The 19459-nt window shown below is 70.6% G+C and carries 16 protein-coding genes; 8 read left to right on the top strand and 8 right to left on the bottom strand.

Going from position 1 to position 19459, the window contains the following annotated elements; genetic code table 11:
• The first annotated feature begins 53 nt into the window (after window positions 1–53).
• On the top strand, window positions 54–2504 hold the full coding sequence (locus AB5G72_RS06895) for an AAA family ATPase (protein ID WP_440221282.1): 2451 nt from the start codon (window positions 54–56) through the stop codon (window positions 2502–2504).
• Window positions 2505–2538: 34 nt separating this feature from the next.
• Here AB5G72_RS06895 and AB5G72_RS06890 read toward each other — a convergent pair whose 3' ends face one another.
• Window positions 2539–4107, bottom strand: coding sequence for an FAD-binding protein (locus AB5G72_RS06890; protein WP_271799588.1), 1569 nt, complete (start codon window positions 4105–4107; stop codon window positions 2539–2541).
• A 135-nt stretch (window positions 4108–4242) separates the two neighbouring features.
• Here AB5G72_RS06890 and AB5G72_RS06885 point away from each other — a divergent pair, with 135 nt between their 5' ends.
• Both AB5G72_RS06885 and AB5G72_RS06880 read left to right on the top strand, forming a co-directional pair.
• Entirely contained in the window at window positions 4243–4767 is a 525-nt protein-coding gene (locus tag AB5G72_RS06885; protein WP_271799589.1) for a DUF3253 domain-containing protein, read from the top strand.
• Window positions 4768–4915: 148 nt separating this feature from the next.
• Entirely contained in the window at window positions 4916–6073 is a 1158-nt protein-coding gene (locus AB5G72_RS06880; protein WP_119192991.1) for an acyl-CoA dehydrogenase family protein, read from the top strand.
• Between the two features lie 84 nt (window positions 6074–6157).
• Here the strand turns inward: AB5G72_RS06880 and AB5G72_RS06875 are convergent, their stop codons facing one another.
• A complete protein-coding gene (locus AB5G72_RS06875) occupies window positions 6158–6730 on the bottom strand; it encodes a DUF6512 family protein (RefSeq protein WP_268091937.1) in 573 nt (190 codons plus the stop codon).
• A 142-nt stretch (window positions 6731–6872) separates the two neighbouring features.
• Here AB5G72_RS06875 and AB5G72_RS06870 point away from each other — a divergent pair, with 142 nt between their 5' ends.
• Window positions 6873–8495, top strand: coding sequence for an HNH endonuclease signature motif containing protein (locus AB5G72_RS06870; RefSeq protein WP_396444052.1), 1623 nt, complete (start codon window positions 6873–6875; stop codon window positions 8493–8495).
• A gap of 101 nt (window positions 8496–8596) precedes the next feature.
• Here AB5G72_RS06870 and AB5G72_RS06865 read toward each other — a convergent pair whose 3' ends face one another.
• Together AB5G72_RS06865 and ctaC are read right to left on the bottom strand one after the other, a co-directional pair.
• Complete coding sequence (locus tag AB5G72_RS06865) at window positions 8597–9013, bottom strand: cytochrome c oxidase subunit 4 (protein WP_067714151.1); 417 nt, start codon at window positions 9011–9013, stop codon at window positions 8597–8599.
• Window positions 9014–9049: 36 nt separating this feature from the next.
• Entirely contained in the window at window positions 9050–10117 is a 1068-nt protein-coding gene (gene ctaC / locus AB5G72_RS06860) for an aa3-type cytochrome oxidase subunit II (protein WP_335673110.1), read from the bottom strand.
• A gap of 280 nt (window positions 10118–10397) precedes the next feature.
• On the opposite strand from ctaC, the gene asnB reads away from it, so the two are divergent.
• The gene (gene asnB, locus AB5G72_RS06855; protein ID WP_067714154.1) at window positions 10398–12323 is read left to right on the top strand and encodes an asparagine synthase (glutamine-hydrolyzing); all 1926 of its coding nucleotides are present in this window, start codon (window positions 10398–10400) and stop codon (window positions 12321–12323) included.
• A gap of 18 nt (window positions 12324–12341) precedes the next feature.
• Here asnB and AB5G72_RS06850 read toward each other — a convergent pair whose 3' ends face one another.
• Both AB5G72_RS06850 and AB5G72_RS06845 read right to left on the bottom strand, forming a co-directional pair.
• Window positions 12342–13319 carry a carbohydrate kinase family protein gene (locus AB5G72_RS06850; protein WP_069389661.1) on the bottom strand — a complete coding sequence of 326 codons (978 nt, stop codon included), beginning with the start codon at window positions 13317–13319 and terminating at the stop codon, window positions 12342–12344.
• Window positions 13320–13392: 73 nt separating this feature from the next.
• On the bottom strand, window positions 13393–13740 hold the full coding sequence (locus AB5G72_RS06845; RefSeq protein WP_067714160.1) for a HesB/IscA family protein: 348 nt from the start codon (window positions 13738–13740) through the stop codon (window positions 13393–13395).
• A 166-nt stretch (window positions 13741–13906) separates the two neighbouring features.
• On the opposite strand from AB5G72_RS06845, the gene AB5G72_RS06840 reads away from it, so the two are divergent.
• The 3 genes from AB5G72_RS06840 to AB5G72_RS06830 are packed head-to-tail and all read left to right on the top strand — an operon-like array spanning window position 13907 to window position 17174.
• A complete protein-coding gene (locus AB5G72_RS06840; protein ID WP_096905669.1) occupies window positions 13907–14608 on the top strand; it encodes a DUF3043 domain-containing protein in 702 nt (233 codons plus the stop codon).
• A 40-nt stretch (window positions 14609–14648) separates the two neighbouring features.
• Complete coding sequence (gene cobT / locus AB5G72_RS06835; protein ID WP_313314648.1) at window positions 14649–16391, top strand: nicotinate-nucleotide--dimethylbenzimidazole phosphoribosyltransferase; 1743 nt, start codon at window positions 14649–14651, stop codon at window positions 16389–16391.
• Between the two features lie 6 nt (window positions 16392–16397).
• Window positions 16398–17174, top strand: coding sequence for an adenosylcobinamide-GDP ribazoletransferase (locus AB5G72_RS06830; RefSeq protein WP_120285787.1), 777 nt, complete (start codon window positions 16398–16400; stop codon window positions 17172–17174).
• Window positions 17175–17185: 11 nt separating this feature from the next.
• Here the strand turns inward: AB5G72_RS06830 and AB5G72_RS06825 are convergent, their stop codons facing one another.
• Both AB5G72_RS06825 and gcvT read right to left on the bottom strand, forming a co-directional pair.
• Window positions 17186–18277, bottom strand: coding sequence for a branched-chain amino acid aminotransferase (locus AB5G72_RS06825; RefSeq protein WP_096905672.1), 1092 nt, complete (start codon window positions 18275–18277; stop codon window positions 17186–17188).
• A 32-nt stretch (window positions 18278–18309) separates the two neighbouring features.
• The gene (gcvT, locus tag AB5G72_RS06820) at window positions 18310–19422 is read right to left on the bottom strand and encodes a glycine cleavage system aminomethyltransferase GcvT (RefSeq protein WP_061229909.1); all 1113 of its coding nucleotides are present in this window, start codon (window positions 19420–19422) and stop codon (window positions 18310–18312) included.
• Between the last annotated feature and the right edge of the window lie 37 nt (window positions 19423–19459).

Here is a 19459-nt window from a genome sequence, read left to right as displayed (position 1 = left end):
GGTCCGGCCCGCGGTCGTCGGAAGCCAGCCGTCGCGGCCGATGGGAGGCACAGATGAGCGACGATCGGATGCCGGTGGGCCCCGGACGCGGAGGACTCGTGCTCACCGACGAGGTCGACCGCGCACTCGACCTTCTGCACTCGGGACACGATCTCTTTCTCACCGGTAGGGCCGGAACCGGAAAGTCGACCCTGATCCGCCGGTTCCTCGCCGAGACCGACCACCCCACCCTCGTCGCCGCGCCCACCGGGATCGCAGCCCTCAACGTGGGCGGATACACCATCCACCGCCTATTCGGCTTCCACCCCGACCACACGGTCGACCACGTGCGCAGCAGCGCCTACCGTCCCGGGCGATTCACCCAGGCCCTCGCCGGCGCCCACACGCTCGTCATCGACGAGGTGTCGATGTTGCGGGCCGACGTCTTCGACATGGTCGCCATCGCGCTCGAGAGGTTCGGCCCGGACCCGACGATGCCGTTCGGGGGCGTCCGGCTCGTCCTCGTCGGTGACCTCTTCCAGCTACCGCCGGTGGTGACGGCCTCCGAGAGATCGTCCTTCGAGGCGACCTACCCGACGCCGTACTTCTTCTCCGCCGAGCGCTACCACCCCGAGCACTTCCCCACCGTCGACCTCACCCATGTCTTCCGGCAGTCCGGTGATCCCGACCTCACCGCGATCCTCAACTCGATCCGCGAGGGCGCTCTCGTCGGCCCGGCGCGCGAACGGCTCAACTCCCGCACCGACCCGGACTTCGATCCGCCGGACGACGAGTTCTGGCTGACGCTCACCACCACCAATCGCAGGGCCGCGAGCCACAACCAACGCCGCGTCGATCGGCTGTCCGGGTCGGAACTGGCGATGGAGGCGACGCTCACCGGCGATCTCACCGGGTTCGAGCTCCCCACCCGGGAGGTACTGGGTTTCAAGGTCGGCGCGCAGGTCATGATGCTCACCAATGACCCGGCGGACCGTTGGGTGAACGGATCCATCGGACGAGTGCTCGATGTGACCCTCGGGCGACGGGGCGACCGCGGAGAGCGAGGACCCGTCGTCGTCGTCGCATTCACCGGCGGTGAGGTCGCCGAGGTCGCGCTCCACACCTGGGACGTCACCCGACCGGTGACGGACGGCGGCGGTATGCGACACGAGGTGGTCGGGTCCTTCACCCAGTTCCCGTTCACCCTCGCCTGGGCGGTGACCATCCACAAGAGCCAGGGACAGACCCTGGACAGGGTCGTCGTGGACCTCGGCGACGGCACGTTCGTGGCGGGGCAGCTCTACGTGGCGTTGAGCCGCTGTCGGTCTCTGGAAGGCCTCGTCCTCACCCGGCCGGTGCTGCCCGTGGACCTCAAGACGGACCGGCGGATCATCCGGTTCCTGCGGGCGCCGGACGGTGGGCCCTCGGCCCGCCGCTACTGCGCTGTCGCGGTGGTGTCCGTCGGCGAGGACGGGCCCCGGTCCCGGCCCCGGCCGGTGGAGCTCGCCATCGCCTTCCCCGACGGCACCGCGGTGACGACGCTGGTCAATCCCCAGCGCGACCTGGCCCGGGCGCGGACGGACTACGGCATCACCGTCTCCGATGTCCTTCTCGCCCCCACGCTCCTCGAGGCGTGGTCGATGGTCGCCCCACTGGTGGACGGGCACACCCCGGTCGGCGTGGACCTCGACGTCACTCTCGGTCGACTGGACGCCGAGTTCGCGCGCCTGGGAGGCACGGTGCCGTTGCCGGTCGGGGTCGACATCCCCACCGACGCCCTCACCCCGGGTGAGCGGGCACGTGGCCGCTCCGGATCGGCCCTCGCGCGTGCGCGGGTGGCGCTCGAGGCCCACGGGCGGCTGCACCTCGATGACGCGGCGGCCGGCACGTTCGACGCCGACCTCGTCGACGAGGCCGCGGTCGGCTACCTGCTCAGCCGCGACGCCGACGTCCGCCCACCGACCTCCGAGGTCCTCCCCCAACTGTCGGCGATGCTCTGTATCAGCGCCGAGGTAGGGGCCGCTCTGTTGGGGCGCCCCCGCCGCGGTGGGCGTCCGGGGGCCGGGGCCGACGACGACGAGATCGTCACCCCTGGCGACCGCGATCTCCGGGCAAGCGCGCGCGGACTCGTCGCCGGGCAGATCCGACGCGCCGCGCAGCGGGTGCCGATGACCGCCGACGTGCTGGAGCGGCTCCGGCTGGCCTCCGAGATCGTGGGCTCGGACCTGACGCCGGGGCTGGAGGCTCCGCCGGAGGCGGGCGCGGCGGACGTCCTGCGGCCCGGGACGCGGGTGTGCTTCTCCGGCAGCGCCCTGGACCGCAGCGGCGTCCTCGTGTCCCGGGACGAGATGGAGGCCCTCGCCCTCGGCCGTGGCCTGCTGCCCGTCGGTGCGGTCACCAAGAGTCGCTGCGACGCCCTGGTGGTCGCGGAGCCGGGCAGCCAGTCGACCAAGGCGAGGGCGGCCCACAAGTGGAGCACACCGGTCATCGCGGCCGCGGACTTCCTCGCCTGGGCCGGCCGCTGACCGGGGTGGTTCGTCGCCGGCGCCGTCGCCGTGCTCAGGGAGCGATCGGGAGGGCCTGTCCGGCCATGTCGGCCACCGCCCGGTACGCCATGGTCATCCCGGACCCCAGGGGCACACCCGGCCCCGGGTAGGCCTCACCGGAGACCGACGCGGACGAGTTGCCGGCGGCGTAGAGACCCGGGATGGGACGTCCGTCCGCGTCGAGCGCGGCGCCGTTCGCGTCGATCACCGCACCGCCCTTGGTGCCGAGGTCGCCGAGGACGAGTCGGACGGCGTGGAATCGCTCGCCGCCGACCGGTCGCAGGCACTGATCGGCCGTGGCGGCACCCAGGAAGAACCGCCCGTAAGGGTCCTCGCCGCGGGCGAAGTCGGCGTCGCGCCCCTGCTCGGCGAAGCCGTTGAACCGGTCCACGCTCTCGCGCAACGCGGCGGGATCGAGCCCGGTGGCCTCGGCCAGTTCCTCGACGGATCCCGCGGTGTGCCACAGGCCGGCCCCGCGCAACGCGTCGGGCTCGGGTGCGGGGATACAGATCGCCGGGTAGCCACCGGCCTCGGCGTCGTCGAACACCAACCAGAACTCGTCACCGGCACCGTCGGCCATGCGGGCGTGCATCTTGCGCCCCATCTGGTCGTACGGCAGCAGTTCGTTGGCGAATCGCCGGCCGGTGCCATCGACGATGATCCCGGAGCGGAAGCCCAGGGTGAACGCGGCGTGCCCGTTGGGGAACAGCGTGGCGGGGCACCACCAGGACTGGTCGAGCAGGTCCAGCTCCGCGCCGACCTGCTCGAACATGCGGACGGCGTCGCCCGAGCCCGTGGCGGGGTGGGACGAGGACCAGTCGGCGGTGGGCATGTCCTGCCAGCGACGGCGGAGGTCCGCCGACCGTTCGAATCCGCCGGCGGCGACCAGTACCCCACGGCGTGCGCCCAGCACCTGCCGGCCGGAGACACCGTTCACGACCACCCCGACGACCCGTCCGTCGTCGTCGCGGACCAGTTCCTCGGCCGCGGTGTTCAGTCGTGTTTCCGCGGTGTCCATCGCGTCGAGGGCGAGCACGAGCCGCGCCACCCAGGCCCTGCCGCCCTCGAGCTTGGTGGTGTCCTCGTCCGCGCCGAACTGGTCAGCCGGAACCGGCGGACGGATGTCGGTCGCCCGGTCGCCGACCTCCTCCCCCTTGATGGGCTTGGGGTAGATGCTCCGGCCGAGTTCCTGGCGCCCCGGGGCGTCGAAGTAGTCGGGGAAGGCCTGGAAGCGGGTCGGGATACCCAGCTCGTCCTGCAGGAACTCGACGACCTGCGGCCCGGTGTTGAGGAACGCGTCCTGGACGTCGGCGGCGGTGCGGTCCCCCACCACGGCGCGGAAGTAGGTGCGCCCCCGCTCGACGGAGTCCTCGATCCCGTCCCGGGCGAGGACGGAGTTGCCAGGGAGCCACACGGCGCCGCCGGAGTACGCGGAGGTCCCCCCGAAGCGGTCGGTCTTCTCGATCAGGCAGGTCGACAGACCTCGGGCGGCGGCGGTCGCGGCACCGAATAGGGCTGCCACCCCCGACCCCACGACCACCACGTCGAATTCCGCGTCGAATGTGTTGTCCTGCGCCGTCACGGCAGCCCCTCGTCGTCATCCAGCTCCGGTGGAACACGTTCCAGTTCCTGTAGTGACCCTAACACCGGCGCGGTACGCGAGACCGTCGATCGCCGATCGGTGGGTAACGAGGGGGATGCGGTGCAGGATCTGGGTGTGACCGATCGAGACGACAACACCGGCGCGGGCGTGGAGCACACCGAGGACGGTCGCCACATCGTGGTCGGGGGCCGGCGGTGGCGCGCGACGGATCCGTCCATCCCCGAGAAGCTCCGTTCGGAGCTCGTCCGGGCACTGATGACCGGTCGCCGGCTGGTCAAGACCGAAGGCGATGCCGCCCGGGTGATGGTGCACGACGCCAAGGTCGCGCTCGGTGAGCGCGGCGACCCGTGGTGGGCACCCACCCGGGAGGGGACACGCGATCGACTGGCCGCGACGATCAGGACGCTCCTGCGCTCGCGCGGCCAGGGGTCGATCTGCCCGTCGGATGCGGCCCGGGTGGCGGGTGGGGATCATTGGCGCGACCTCATGCCCGTCGCCCGGGAGGTCGCGTTCGACCTCCGCGAGGATGGCGTGGTGGCGGTGACCCAGCGTGGCGAGCGGGTCACCGGACGTGAGGTGACCGGGCCGATCAGGCTGATCGCCGACGACGGCCTGGAATTCACTCCGCCGACGGGGTGACGTCGCGGCGTCGGACGGGCCGGCGGGCGGGTGAGAGAGTTCGAACTCTTGTAGGCTACTCACCAGTAGGAGTACACCAACCTGACGCTCCGCTCCCCTCCACGGTGGCCTGCCACCGGAGCAGACCGTCCAACGGAAAGGCACGCACTTGCGCCGCACTGTGTTCAACGAAGACCACGAGGCCTTCCGCCAGACCCTCCGTGACTTCATCGAGTCCGAGGTGACCCCCCACTTCCAGGAGTGGTTCGAGGCCGGCATCGTCCCGCGTGAGTTCTACTACAAGCTCGCCGACCTCGGCTTGTTCGGCATCAACGTCGACGAGGAGTACGGCGGCGCGGGGATCAACTCCCACAAGTTCGAGGCCATCCAGTCCGAGGAGACCGCCCGCGCCGGTGTGAACTTCGGCGGTTCGGGTGTCCACGTTCTGCTCGGGCTCCCCTACATCAAGGCCCTGGCGACCGAGGAGCAGAAGCAGCGCTACCTGCCCAAGTTCGTCTCCGGCGAGGAGATGTGGGCGCTGGCGATGACCGAGCCCGGCACCGGGTCCGACCTGGCCGGCATGAAGAGCACCGCCAAGCTCTCGGAGGACGGCACCCACTACGTCCTCAACGGTGCCAAGACGTTCATCACCGGCGGCGTCCACGCCGACCGCGTGATCGTGGCCTGCCGTACCGCTCCCCCGCGTGAGGACGACCGCCGCTTCGGCATCTCGCTGCTCGCCGTCGACACCAAGCTCGAGGGCTACGCGGTGGGCCGCAAACTCGACAAGGTCGGACTCAAGACCTCCGACACGGCCGAGCTGTCCTTCACCGACGTCAAGGTCCCGGTCGAAGACCTGCTCGGCGAGGAGAACCGTGGCTTCTACTACCTCGGGCAGAACCTGCCGTCCGAGCGCTGGGGCATCGCCTACGGTGCGTACGCCCAGGCCGCGGCCGCCGTGCGCTTCGCCAAGGAGTACACGCAGCAGCGCACGGTCTTCGGCAAGGAGGTGGCCTCGTTCCAGAACACGAAGTTCGAGCTGGCCGCGTGCCAGGCCAAGGTCGACGCCGCGCAGGCCGTCGCGGACCGCGCCCTCGAGGCGCTGGACGAGGGCGAGCTCACCGCCGCCGAGGCGGCCTCGGCCAAGCTGTTCTGCACCGAGGTGGCCGCCGAGGTCATCGACCGTTGCCTCCAGCTGCACGGCGGTTACGGATTCATGAACGAGTACCCGATCGCCCGCCTGTACTCGGACAACCGCGTCAACCGCATCTACGGCGGCACCAACGAGGTCATGAAGTCCATCATCGCCAAGGACATGGGCCTGTAGGTCCCACGACACCCTGGCTCCGTCGGGCCCCGTCCGCTCCCCGCGGACGGGGCCCGAGGCGTCCGACGGGTTGCGCCACGCCCGTCAGCCCTCGGGTGCGGCCTCGTAGTCGGCGTGCCCCTCGACCCCGTATCTGTATGTCGTGGGGTCGATAAAGACGTCGGGTTCGGCGGGGGGCCTCAGGGTGAACACCACGTAGGCGGCGACGATGCCCGCCAGGTAGAAGACCGAGAGGACGACGACGAGGACGTCCGCCTCCAGTCCGTTGAGCAGACTCACGAAGATCGCCTGGGCGAGCGCGATACACAGGCCGAACACGGCGATGTCCACCCACAGCACATTGCGACCTGCGACCGCCTTATAGGCGAAGACCACCCCGATCATCGTCACCGGGATCGAATAGAGGGCGACAGTGGCTGCGGGCACGAAGGACGGCTGCGAGGCGCCCCCGAGCACGAAGAGGGCCGCGTACAGCACCATGGTCGGCCAGGCGGCGATCTTGATGTGCTCCCAGTAGCTCTCGTTGACCGCGGCGAACACGGCCACGACCCGGTGGTGCCCGCTCCAGTCGTAGGCGAAGTGGAGCACAGAGCCGACGACGATCAGCGGGATGACCGCCCACCAACTCACCGAGACGACGGCATCCGTGTCCAACACGGTCCCATCCTCGCACCGACCGGCGCAGTCCGCCGGTCTTCCCAGGTCAGAGCCGTGTGTCGGACCTGCTTGCTAGTGTTTCCCCAATCGAACACACAGGCGAATCAGGGTCGTGCGGTCAACCGCCGGAAAGGGGGTGCACATGCGGGAGACGACCACCGGGGATGATGCCGGAGCGGTGGCCGGCAGTCCCGCCGTCACCGCCGCCAGCTCCGCAGCCCTGGCGGCGTTGAACGCCGAGAACCGCGCGGCCGCCGCCCGACTGCGCGCCTGCCACGACCTGTGGGCCACCTGCCGCGAAGAACAGGAACTGCGCGACATCGCCGCCGGCTACGGCCCCGGCCTGGACCAACGCCCCGAACACGCCGTCATCGACCCACTGACCATCGCCACAAGTGAGATCGTCGCCGCCTACGGCGTGCACCACAACCGCGCCCGCAGCCTGCTCACCCTGGCCATCACCCTGGTCACCAAGTTCCCCTGTCTCGTCGAGGCCATGGACACCGGCCGACTCGACGAAGCCACCGCCACCCTGCTCGCACGCCACATGCGCACCGTGGACTCCCTGCACCGCGACGCCGTCCACCGCGAAGTCATCGACTGGCTCCTGGCCGCCCTCGCCGCCGGCAGGCGCCCCGGACGCGACGCGATCCTGTCCCACACCGACCGCATCATCGCCGCCCACGACCCAGACGGCGTACGCCTGCGCCGCACCGCCGCGGTCCGCGAACGCCGCGTCACCCTGCGCCGCGGCCCAGACGGCATGGCCGACCTCACCGCCCACCTCACCGCCACCGAAGCCTTCGCCATCCACACCCTGCTGCAGACCAGGGCCACCGACCAACGCCACCGCGACACCCGCACCCGAGTCGAGACCACCCGCCGCCACGGCGCCCACACCCTCGACACCGACACCATCCGCAGCATGGACGAACTACGCGCCGACGCCCTCGTCGCCACCCTTCTCGGCCACCCCAGCACCGACACCGACGCAGGCAGGGGCGCCGGGGCGGGCACGGGTGCGGGTCACCGCCCGCCGGCCACCCAGATCCGCCCCACCATCACCGTGCTCGCACCCCCCGGCCCCGACGGCGAACCCGAGGTCTACCTCCCCCGAGGCGGCCCGGCCACCATCGACGCCCTCATCGAACTACTCACCCGCAGCACCGGCGCCACCATCACCGTGCCCGACACCGCACCCGGGGCCGCAGACAACCCCCACCACGCCCACCGCTATCGCATCAGCGACCGACTGGCCCACCGCATCCGCCTACGCGACGGCACCTGCCGCCACCCCGGCTGCTCCGTCCCCGCCGACGCCTGCGACATCGACCACGTCCGCCCCTTCAACCACACAGATCCCACCCGTGGCGGACTGACCATCGAGAACAACCTCGCCGCCATGTGCCGCAACCACCACCGCTTCAAAACCTTCCACAACTGGCACTACCAACTCGCCCCCGACGGCACCCTGACCATCACCACCGACACCGGACACACGCTCACCACCCACCCCGACGGCCCCCTCGCCCGCTGGCGCCGCCACACCACCGAGACCGACACCGGGGCTGCGACCGACACCAGGGCCGACCCCGACGCCGACATCCCACCCCCACGCCGCCCCTGGCTCAACCCCCGACCACAAAGCACCCACTGGTACCGACGCGCCCTACGCCTGGCCGCCGAACGCAAAGCCAACACCATGGCCCCACCACCAGACACCCCACCCGACCACCACCACGACCCCGACCCACCACCCTTCTGACCGGCGCGCGGCGAGCCCGGGCCGACACCCTGGTGGCGACAGCACAAAGGCCCGGTGTCGCAGCGTGCGACACCGGGCCCCGGTGGAAGACGGTCAGACGGTCAGTGCTTCTCGCGTCCCCAGTGGTACTCGAAGACCAGGCCGCAGGCGGTGATGACCAGCGCGACGGCGCCGCCGATGAGCACCCACCAGTTCCAGAAGGCCGCTCCGTAGCCGATAATGAAGACCGAGAAGGCCACCAGCACGGGCCAGTAGCTGTGCGGGCTGAAGAAGCCGAGCTCGCCGGCGCCGTCGGAGACCTCGGCCTCCTCGAAGTCCTCGGGCAGGGTGCTGATGCGCCGCGCCACGAAGCGGAGGTAACCACCGATCAGCAGGCTCAGGCCGGCCGAGAGCACGAAGGCCGTGGCGCCGACCCACTCGACGCCCGTCCGAGACGTACCGGTGAGGTAGGCGTACGCGATACCCATGACGGCCAGGAAGATAAACAGGGCGTCGAAAATTCGTACTGTTGCGTTCATCGTTCAGGAATCCTTCGCGTGATACCGGGAGAACCGTCAGTTGCCCGACGCGGTCTCGATGATGTTGTTCTGGTCACGGGTATCGCTGCGTCCGGTCTTGAACGGTGCGGTGGAGGTCGAGTACGGGTCCTGGCCGATCGACTCCAGCGCCTCCGCGTTGGACGCGGTCGGGTTGTCCTGACGGAACTGGATGTACTGGGCGAAGGCCTCCGGCGATACCGCGCGCAGCTCGAAGTTCATCATCGCGTGGTAGACACCGCACATCTCGGCACAGCGTCCGACGAACGCACCCTCGCGATCGATCTCCTCGATCTGGAACATGCTCAACTGCTGGTTCTTGCCCGGGTGCGGCATGACGTCGAGCTTGTAGATGAACTCGGGGATCCAGAACGAGTGGACCACGTCGGCCGACGCGAGGCGGAACTCGATGCGCGTGTCGGTCGGCAGAACCAGGACCGGAACCTCCTCTGAGGTACCGACGGTCTCGATGTTGTTGTAGTGGAGGTACGACTTGTCCTCGGCAAGACGACCGTGGATCGGGCCGCCGGCCGCCGGCTCACCCTGCTGACCCAGGGCCTCACGGACCTCGTCGGAGAGCACACCGGCCTCCTCGGCCGCGCGCTGCGCCTCGACGTTGGTGCCGTCCTCGATGCTGGCCCCCGCGACGTCGACCTTGTTGTAGCCGAACTTCCAGTTCCACTGGTAGGCGGTGACGTCGACCTTGACGCCGACCTCCTCCTGCGGACGGAGATCGAGCACCTTGTTCTGCGTGACCACGGTGAAGTAGAAGAGCACGGAGATGATCACGAACGGCGCAGCCGTGTAGATCAGCTCCAGGGGCACGTTGTACGCAGTCTGGCGCGGGAACTCGCCGTCGTCGTTCTTCCGCTTGCGGTGGAACGCCATCGACCAGAAGATCAGGCCCCACACGAAGAAGCCGACGATGAGCGACGTGATGACGGTGCCCGTCCAGAACTCGCGGATCGCGACGCCCTCCGGGGTGATCCCGGTCGGGAAGCCGAAGTTCATCGTCTGGTTCCACCACTTGTTGTCGGTCTGGAGGCTACAACCGGACAACAGCAAGCCCAATGTGCCGAGAGACATCGCGAGTGTCGCCCTGCGCGTCCGACGACGCCCGTCACGCTGTTCCACCATCACGCCTTCCTGATCAGCGGCACCGACCACGTGGCCGGGACACCTTAAAAGAGTAGACCACGGCTCTCAGAATGGAAGCCGCGGGTCCGGCAATTCACCCGCCCGCTCCCCCACGCCGTCGGCGGGGGGCCGGAGGGGTTCCGCCGACCAGTAGTATTCGATCGCGTCGCGACCCGCTCGGGCGGGTCACCGCTGACGCCCCGACGACGATGGACGAGGTACCCGACGCATGTGTGGCCTGCTTGGTCTGATCACCCCCGACGGCTCCGCCCGTACCCACGAGGCGCGGGTCCTCGGCGCCATGGGGTGCCAGCGCCACCGCGGCCCCGACGAGGTGGGCACCTGGGTCGACGGCGACATGGCCTTCGGGTTCAACCGCCTGTCGATCATCGACATCGCGCACTCTCACCAGCCGCTCCGCTGGGGTCCGCCCGAGCAGCCGGACCGTTACGCGCTGGTGTTCAACGGGGAGATCTACAACTACCTCGAACTCCGCGAGGAGCTGCAGCGCGAGCACGGTGCCGTGTTCGCCACCGAGGGTGACGGCGAGCCGATCGTCGTGGCGTTCCACCACTGGGGCCCCTCGGCCGTCCGCCGGCTCCGCGGAATGTTCGCCTTCGCGATCTGGGACACCGTCGAGCGTTCGCTGTTCGTCGCCCGGGACCCCTTCGGCATCAAGCCCCTGTACATGGCGACCGGACCCGGCGGAACCGTGTTCGCGAGCGAGAAGAAGTCGGTCACCGAACTGATCGACCTCGTCGTCGTCGACACCTCCCTCGACACCCGCGCCCTCCAGCACTACGTCACCCTCCAGTACGTCCCGGAGGACGAGACCCTCACCCGGGGCGTCCGGCGCCTGGAGTCGGGATGCCATGCCACGGTCACCCCCGGCACCGAGCCCGTGATCCAGCGCTACTTCGAGCCCACGTTCCCCGTCGTGCCCGTCGCCGACGGCGACGCCGAGCGCCGCTACGACGAGATCGCCGCCGCACTCGAGGACTCGGTCGCCAAGCACATGCGCGCCGACGTCACCGTCGGCTCGTTCCTCTCGGGGGGCATCGACTCCACCGCCATCGCCGCCCTCGCGCGACGCCACAACGAGAACCTCCTGACGTTCACCACCGGTTTCGAGCGCGAGGGGTACTCGGAGATCGACGTCGCCGCCGAGTCGGCCGCCGCGATCGGCGTGGAGCACATCGTCAAGGTGGTCTCGCCCGAGGAGTTCGCCGCCGCGATCCCCGAGATCATCTGGTACCTCGACGAACCGGTGGCCGACCCGGCGTTGGTCCCGCTGTACTTCGTCGCCCGCGAGGCGCGCAAGCACGTCAAGGTCGTCCTCTCGGGTGAGGGCGCGGACGAGCTGTTCGGCGGCTACACCATCTATAAGGAGCCCCTGTCGCTGGCTCCGTTCGAGAAGGTCCCCGGTGGGATCCGTCGTGCGCTGGGCAGACTCAGCACCCGGATCCCGGAGGGCACCCGGGGCAAGAGCCTGCTGCACCGCGGCTCGATGAGCCTCGAGGACCGGTACTACGGCAACGCCCGCTCCTTCTCCGACGCGCAGGTGGAGGCGGTCCTCCGCGACTACCGACCGGAGTGGAGCCACCAGGACGTCACCGCGCCGATCTACGAGCGTTCCCGCGGATGGGACCCCGTCGCGCGAATGCAGCACCTGGACCTGTTCACGTGGCTGCGCGGCGACATCCTGGTCAAGGCCGACAAGGTGACGATGGCCAACTCCCTCGAGCTACGGGTGCCGTTCCTCGACCGTGAGGTCTACGAGGTCGCCTCGCGGCTCCCCCACACCGAGAAGGTCGCCCACGGCACCACCAAGTACGCACTGCGCAAGGCCCTCGAACGGATCGTCCCCGCCCACGTGCTGCACCGGAAGAAACTGGGATTCCCCGTCCCGACCCGTCACTGGCTGGCCGGGCCGGAGTTGCACGACTGGGCACGCGAGCACGTGGCGGCGTCCGGCACCGACGAGTTCGTGGACAAGGCCGCGGTACTGCGGATGCTCGACGAGCACCGCCGCGGCGAATCCGATCACAGTCGTCGCATCTGGACCATGCTGTGCTTCATGATCTGGCACGGCATCTTCGTCGAGGGCCGGATCACCCCGGACATCGAGCAGCGCGAGTACCCCGTCCGCCTCTAGCAAGAGGCGGCGGGACGGTCAGGCGGGCAGGAGCGCCGACAGTTCCTCGGCGGCCTCGTCCCCGTAGGCGTCGACGAGCCGGCGGCGGGCGGCGGCCGGGTCGATGGTCCACTCCTGCGTGCCCGTGGTCTCCAGGACGTGGGTGGCGATGAGGGCCCCGAACTGGGCGGAACGCTCCAGCGACAACCCGTCCAGGACACCGGAGAGGAAGCCCGCCCGGAACGCGTCGCCGACCCCCGTGGGATCCAGCAGGTTGTCCGACGGCACGATCCCGACCTCGATGGGCTCAGCGCCCTGCTCGACGATCACGACGCCCTTCCCACCCCGGGTGGTGACGCGGGTGCCGACCTTGGCGTCCAGCTCCTCTGCCGACCACCCGGTCTTGTTGAGCAGCAGCTCGTACTCGTATTCGTTGGTGAACAGGTACCGCGCCCCGTCGACCAGCTCACCGGCCGCGTCCCCGTCGAGGAACGCGAGCTGCTGGGAGGGATCGGCGGCGAAGTCCAGACCGAGCTCGCGGCACTCCATCGTGTGGGAGTGCATCGCCGTGGGGTCGTTGGCCCCGATGAGCACGATGTCCGGACGGCCGATCCGGTCGGCCAGGCGAGCCAGCGAGATCGTCGCCGCCTCCCCCATCGCGCCGGGGTAGAACGACGCGAGCTGCGCCATCTCCGAATCGGTCGTGCACACGAACCGCGCCGTGTGCAGAGCAGAGCTGATGTGGACCGCCGAGCAATCGACACCGTGCCGCTCGAGCCAGTCGCGGTACTCGGCGAAGTCCTCGCCCGCCGCCCCCACCAGATGGGGTCGCCGACCCAGGACGCCGAGCGCGAAGGCGATGTTGCCGCCGACCCCGCCCCGGCGGATCTGCAGCGAATCCACCAGGAAGCTCAGCGACACGTGCGCGAGCTGGTCCGGCAGCAACTGCTCGGAGAAGCGACCCGAGAAGGTCATGAGGTGGTCGGTGGCGATGGAACCTGTGATGACGACGGGCATGCCCCAGACAGTAGACGACCCGGACCGATCGGTGATCGGCCCGGGTCGCCCGGTCGTCAGTGCGACCGCGGCGTCAGTTGAACGAGTCGCCGCATGCGCAGGAGCCCGTGGCCTGCGGGTTGTCGATGGTGAAGCCCTGCTTCTCGATGCTGTCGACGAAGTCGATGGACGCACCGGTCAGGTACGGGACACTCATCCGGTCGACGGCGAGCTTGATGCCGCCGAAGTCGTCGACCACGTCACCGTCGAGCGAGCGGTCGTCGAAGAAGAGCTGGTAGCGCAGGCCCGCGCAGCCACCGGGCTGGACGGCGATGCGCAGCGAGAGGTCGTCACGACCCTCCTGGTCCAGCAGGGCCTTGGCCTTGGCGGCGGCTGCCTCGGTGAGCAGTACGCCGGTAGCGGTGTTCTCCGCAGTGGTCATGTCGGTTCTCCTTGCGATCGGAAGAGGGCTTCGGGGGCGTCGTGAAAGGTTCAACGCCCACCGGGGAGTCCTCTATTCCCCGGCACCCGTTCCCCCGCACACGATACGCCTGCTGTCGCCCATGGGTGAATGTCCGGCGCCGGTGTCGATCGCCTAGCCTGGGTGTGTGAAGTTGCGTGCATTCGGCTCCAGAGACGACGAGAGCGGCAAAGGCTCCCCCGCCCCCGAGGGGCGGCCCGCGTCCGCGTCCGCGGATGCGGCTGCCTCCGAGCCCTCCGGCGACCCGCGCCGCCCCGCGGGCAAGGGGAAGCCGACGCCCCGTCGTCGCGACCAGGAGCGCGCCCGCGGGGTGCGCCAGGGTCCGGTGACCGCGCCGGTCACCCGCAAAGAGGCCAAGGAGCGCAAGAAGGCCGCCCAGGCGACCATGACCAAGGACGAGCGTCGGGCCGCCAGGGCCGGCGAGCGCGCCGCGCGCGAGGAGCGCCGCCAGCTCATGATGGAGGGCGACGACCGTTACGTGCTCTCCCGTGACCGCGGAGAGGTCCGCCGGTTCGCGCGCGACTGGGTCGACACCCACCGGCGCCTCATCAACTGGTTCATGCCGCTCGCCCTGTTCGTGATCGTGTTCCAGCTCATCCCGAACCCGACCCTCATGGTCTACAGCCAGACCCTCTTCCTGGTGCTCATCATGGTCGTCGTCGTCGACGGCATCCTCCTCGGACGAACCGTGAACAAGGCGGTCCGCGAGAGGTTCCCGTCCACCGACGACACCGGTTTCGGCATGGGGTGGTACGCCGTCATGCGTGCGACGCAGCCCCGCATGCTCCGCACCCCCCGCCCCCGGGTCCGCCCGGGCGACGCCATCTGACCCGTCCAGAGCCACTGATCCCCGGAAGGGCCTGACCCCCATGCGCCTGCTCGTCCTCGGTGGTATCCGCTCGGGCAAGTCCGCCCACGCCGAGTCGGTGGCCGCGGCCACCGACGACGACGTCGTGTACGTCGCCACGGCCCGGCGCGACCCCGGGGACGACGAGATGGCCGCGCGGATCGAGACCCACCGCGAGCGCCGGCCCACCCGGTGGGTGACCGAGGAGACGGAGGACATCGTCCGGGTCCTCGCCGACCACCCGACCTCGACGGTCCTCGTGGACGACCTCGGAGGCTGGTTGACGCGTCGGATGGACGCCACCCTCGGCTGGACCGACGGGGGTGCCGCGGTCGCAGCGGACCTGGACGCCCTCGTCACCGCTGTCGCCGAGCACTCCGGCACCCTCGTTCTCGTCTCCCCCGAGGTCGGTCTGGGAGTCGTGCCGGACACGCTCTCCGGTCGGGTGTTCGCCGATGTGATCGGTTCGCTCAACCGGCGGCTGGCCGGGGTGTGCGACTCGGCGGTCCTCGTCGTCGCCGGTCGCCCCCTCCCCCTCGAGGCCGTGCACCCGACCGCCGGTGGCGCCACTCGCACCCCGGACGCCCGGACGGGGGCGGCCGCCGTGGCCACCGGTACGACGGTGGCCGCCGCCGGCGCGCCCGAGGCCGAGGCCGCGCCCCGGGACCTCGATACCGTCCCCCACGATTTCCCCGGCCTGGGCGACGTGTCGTACTACGACGACCCCGTCGCCTTCCCCCCGGTTCACCCGCCGTCCCACTCCGTCGCCGAGGAGGCCCGCGCCCGGCATCTCACGTTGACCAAGCCCGCGACGTCCCTCGGTCGGCTCGAGGAGCTGAGCGTGTGGGTCTCCTCGTGCCAGGAGGCGTGCCCGCCCCGCCCGCTCGACCGCGCCAGGGTGGTGGTGTTCGCCGGTGACCACGGCGTCGCCGAACACGGGGTGTCCGCGTTCCCGCGCGAGGTCACGCTGCAGATGGCCGACAACATCGTCGGCGGCGGCGCGGCGGTGTCCGTCCTCGCCCGCATGGCCGGCGCCACGGTCCGGGTGGCCGACATGGCGATGTCGGCCGAGCGTCCCGGAGGGCTCGACGACCACAAAATCCGCCGCTCCAGCGGGTCGATCGACAGGGAGGACGCCCTGACCCCCGAGGAGGTGCGGGCCGCGATCGCCGCCGGTCGTCGCATCGCCGACGAGGAGGTCGACTCCGGGGCGGACCTGCTCATCGCGGGCGACCTCGGCATCGGCAACACCACGCCGGCCACCGTGCTGACGTGCCTCGTCACCGGTCGCGAGCCGGTCGAGTTGGTCGGCCGCGGAACCGGGATCGACGACGAGGGCTGGATGCGCAAGACGGCGGCGATCCGGGACGCGATGTTCCGGGCCTCCGGCGATCTGCGGGATCCCGTGGCGATGTTGCGCAAGGTCTCCGGTGCGGACCTCGCCGCGATGGCCGGGTTCCTGGCCCAGGCAGCGATCCGCAGGACGCCGTGCCTGCTCGACGGGTCCGTGGTCACGTCCGCGGCGCTCATGGCCGAGGCCCTGGCCCCCGGCGCCCGCCAGTGGTGGACGGCCGGCCACCGCAGCGCCGAGCCCGCCCACACCGCCGCGCTGACCTACCTGTCCCTCGAGCCGATCCTCGAACACTCGATGCGTCTGGGCGAGGGCAGCGGAGCCGTCGCCGCGCTTCCCGTCGTCCACAACGCGGTCGCGATCCTCACGCAGATGGCGACCTTCGCCGACGCCGGGGTCACCGGCAAGGACTGACGAGCCGTGCTCGCCGCGGTCCGACTCGCGTTGTCGTGGATGACGGTGTTGCCCGTGGGGCGACCGGGTGTCCCCGACTCCGCGGCGGCCGGCCGGGCGATGACGGCGATGCCCGTCGTCGGCCTGGTGTGCGGCGTCGTCGCGACCGCACTGGCCCACGGTGTGCACGCGATGGGGGCCGGCGCGCTGCTGTCCGGGGTGATCGGGGTGGCGGCCGTTCTGGCCCTCACCCGCGGGATGCACGTGGACGCGCTGGCCGACACCGCGGACGGACTCGGGTCGTACGCCGGCCCGGATCGCGCACTGGAGATCATGCGGTCCGGGTCCGTCGGGCCGATGGGGGCCGCCGTCCTGGTGTTGGTTCTGCTCGCCGAGGTGGCAGCGTTGGGCACCCTGGTCGACTCGGGCGCCTGGCTCGCCCCGGTCGCCGCCGTCGTCCTCTCGCGGTGCCTACCGGCCGTCCTGCTGCGCCGGGGCGTCCCCGCGGCGTCGCCGACCGGCTTCGGCGCGCTCGTCGCCGGCTCCCAGTCCCGCGTCGCCGTGGTGGTGACCGGACTGGTGTGTGCGGCCGCGGGCGCCGCGCTGGCGGGGTCAGGGTGGTCCGCCGCCACGTGGTGGGCCCCCGCGGCCGGCGCCGTGGCGGGCGTCGCCGCCTACGGCGCCGCGGCGGGCTTCGGCCGACACGCGGTCCGCAGGTTCGGCGGGATCAGCGGGGACGTCCTCGGAGCGGTGATCGAGACGGGCACCGCCGCCGCGCTGGTGGCGGCGGTGCTCCTGCTCTGACGGGGCGCGGCTCAGACCAGCGTCGTCATCCAGCCGAACGGGTCCTCCACGGACCCGCGCTGGATACCGGTGAGCGTCTCGCGCAGCCGCATGGTGATCGCCCCCGGCCCGCCGTCACCCACCGTGTAGCCGCCGCCGGAGTGCTGCACGGACCCGACGGGGGTGATGACGGCGGCGGTGCCACACGCGAACACCTCGGTGATCTCGCCGGAGGCCACGCCCGACTCCCACTCGTCCACCGAGACCTTGCGCTCGGTCACGGGGTAGCCGAGGTGGCGGGACAACTGCAGGAGACTGTCGCGGGTGACGCCCGGCAGCAACGAGCCGGACAGTTCGGGGGTCACGATCTCGGCGGAGTCGCCGGAGCCGAGGACGAAGAACAGGTTCATCCCGCCCATCTCCTCCACGTACTTCCGCTCGATCGCGTCGAGCCAGACCACCTGGTCGCATCCCTTGGCCGCGGCCTGCTCCTGGGCGCGCAGCGAGGCGGCGTAGTTGCCACCGAACTTGGCGGCGCCGGTGCCGCCGGGGCTGGCGCGCACGTACTCGGTGCTCAGCCAGACGCTCACGGGGGCCACGCCGCGGGAGAAGTACGCGCCGGCCGGGGAAGCGATCACCGAGTAGAGGTATTCGTCGGCCGGCCGCACGCCGAGCCCGGTCTCGGTGGCGATCATGAAGGGCCGCAGGTAGAGCGCCTCCTCACCGCCGGCGGCGGGCACCCAGTCGCGGTCGATCGCCACGATCTGCCGCAACGACTCCATGAACAGCTCTTCGGGCAGCTGCGGCATGGCGAGGCGCTCCGCGGAGCGGTTGAATCGGGCGGCGTTCTGCTCGGGTCGGAACGAGGCGATGGAGTCGTCGGCCTGCCGGTAGGCCTTGAGGCCCTCGAAGATCGTCTGCGCGTAGTGCAGGACCACGGCGGACGGGTCGATGGACAGGGGGGCGTACGCCTCCACGACCGGGGTGCCCCACTGCCCGTTCGAGTACGGGAGGGTGACCATGTGGTCGGTGAAGTGCTTGCCGAAGCCGGGGGCGGCGAGGATGGCCTCGCGCTCGGCGGTCGATCTCGGCGAGGCGGACGGACGGACGTCGAACTCGGACATTGCGGGTCTCGTTCCTGGAGGAAGGGGGCGGGTCAGCGGGTGCGGATCTCGATGAGCGGGGGTACCGCGAGGCGGCACGGTACCTCTCGTCCGCGTACGTCAACGACGACCTCGTCGCCCTTCTTCAGACCAGCGTCCAGCTCGATGAACGCGAGCGCGATGCCCGTCTTGAGGGTCGGTGAGAACGTGCCGGAGCTGGTGACGCCCACGTCGCGTCCACCGGCGCGCACGGTCTGTCCGGCGCGCGGGATCCCGCGTCCGGTGACCTCGAGCGCGTACATCCGGCGGGCGGGGCCGGCCTCCTTCTGACGCAGCAGTTCCTCGCGCCCCCAGAAGGCGGGCTTGTCCCAGCCGATGGCCCAGGCGCAGCGTGCCTCGAGCGGGCTGAGGTCCACGGACAGTTCGTTGCCGTGCAGCGGGTAGCCGGCCTCCGTGCGCAGCGAATCGCGGGCACCGAGACCGCACAGGGCGCCCTCACGGGACAGCACCTGCTCGGCGAGCGCATCCCAGATCGGGCCGGCCTCGTCCCAGGCGGGCAGCACCTCGAATCCGTACTCGCCGGTGTACCCGGTACGGCAGACCCGCACGGAGTGTCCGTTCCAGCCGGCGTCGACGTACGCCATGTAGTCGAGGTCGGTCGGCAGCCCCACCGCCTCGAGCACCTCTCCGGCGAGCGGGCCCTGGACCGCGATCACGGCGCGGGAACGGTGTTCGTCGGTGACGGTGACCCCGGGCGCCCGCTCGGCGGCGGCGGCCTGCATCCGCCGGACCACCTCGGCGGTGTTGGCGGCGTTGGGGATGAGGAAGATCTCGGAGTCGGAGACCCGGTAGGCGATGAGGTCGTCCACCACTCCCCCGGACTCGTCGCAGCACAGCGTGTACTGGGCGCTGCCGGCGGCGATCCGGTCGAGGTCGTTGGTGAAGCACGAGTTGACGAACTCCGCGGCGCCCGGGCCGGTCACGAGCGCCTTGCCGAGGTGGCTGACGTCGAACAGCCCGACGGCCGTGCGGGTGGCGGTGTGTTCGGCGACGGTGCCGGCGTACTGCACCGGCATCGACCAGCCGCCGAACGGGGCGAAGGTGGCGCCGGCCTCCACGTGGCGGGAGTGCAGTGGTCCCTCGTGAAGGTCCCCTGTGTCTGTCATGTGGCCACTCCTCGCGCTCTTCGGTCCGGCTGCCTGC

It is taken from the genome of Dietzia sp. MNB45, from assembly GCF_051994785.1.
GTDB classification, from domain to species: Bacteria; Actinomycetota; Actinomycetes; order Mycobacteriales; family Mycobacteriaceae; genus Dietzia; species Dietzia kunjamensis.
Note: the sequence above shows the minus strand (reverse complement) of the source record. Positions and strands in the feature narration are given on the sequence as shown.

Excerpts from the sequence above, each read along its gene's own strand:
- ctaC (WP_335673110.1), bottom strand. The coding sequence starts at position 10,117 with ATGTCTCTCGGCACATTGGGCTTGCTGTTGTCCGGTTGTAGCCTCCAG.
- cobT (WP_313314648.1), top strand. The coding sequence starts at position 14,649 with ATGCGCCTGCTCGTCCTCGGTGGTATCCGCTCGGGCAAGTCCGCCCAC.
- AB5G72_RS06865 (WP_067714151.1), bottom strand. The coding sequence starts at position 9,013 with ATGAACGCAACAGTACGAATTTTCGACGCCCTGTTTATCTTCCTGGCC.
- AB5G72_RS06825 (WP_096905672.1), bottom strand. The coding sequence starts at position 18,277 with ATGTCCGAGTTCGACGTCCGTCCGTCCGCCTCGCCGAGATCGACCGCC.
- gcvT (WP_061229909.1), bottom strand. The coding sequence starts at position 19,422 with ATGACAGACACAGGGGACCTTCACGAGGGACCACTGCACTCCCGCCAC.
- AB5G72_RS06850 (WP_069389661.1), bottom strand. The coding sequence starts at position 13,319 with ATGCCCGTCGTCATCACAGGTTCCATCGCCACCGACCACCTCATGACC.
- asnB (WP_067714154.1), top strand. The coding sequence starts at position 10,398 with ATGTGTGGCCTGCTTGGTCTGATCACCCCCGACGGCTCCGCCCGTACC.
- AB5G72_RS06870 (WP_396444052.1), top strand. The coding sequence starts at position 6,873 with ATGCGGGAGACGACCACCGGGGATGATGCCGGAGCGGTGGCCGGCAGT.
- AB5G72_RS06845 (WP_067714160.1), bottom strand. The coding sequence starts at position 13,740 with ATGACCACTGCGGAGAACACCGCTACCGGCGTACTGCTCACCGAGGCA.
- AB5G72_RS06895 (WP_440221282.1), top strand. The coding sequence starts at position 54 with ATGAGCGACGATCGGATGCCGGTGGGCCCCGGACGCGGAGGACTCGTG.